The following is a 246-nucleotide window of genomic DNA, read 5'->3' as shown; positions in this document are numbered from 1 at the left end:
AGGACCACCTCGAGCGCGACCCGCAGCTGTTCGAGGAGCGTGGACTCGTCCCGCGACGCCCGATCTTCCGCCGGAACCTCCTCACGGTCGCGGGCGAGTCCCTGAGCGTCGACGACGTCGAGCACGGTATCCTCAGGCGCTCCCGGAGCGGTATCGGGCTCGGGTACGTGCCGCGACTCCGGCGGAGTCGGTTCGAGCGCCGGCATCGCGTGGACGACGTCGACCCCCGGATTCACTTCGCGCTGA

Annotated in this window: 1 protein-coding gene; it reads left to right on the top strand. The window is 70.3% G+C overall.

Annotated elements, in window-relative coordinates; all coding sequences use genetic code 11:
- Positions 1-26: 26 nt before the first annotated feature.
- On the top strand, positions 27-246 hold a 220-nt coding region (locus tag SM753_RS20995; protein ID WP_323192978.1), incomplete at its 3' end, for a DUF547 domain-containing protein.

The sequence above is a fragment of the Halostella sp. PRR32 genome (genome assembly GCF_034808085.1).
Lineage (GTDB): Archaea > Halobacteriota > Halobacteria > Halobacteriales > Natronoarchaeaceae > Halostella > Halostella pelagica.
Note: the sequence above shows the minus strand (reverse complement) of the source record. Positions and strands in the feature narration are given on the sequence as shown.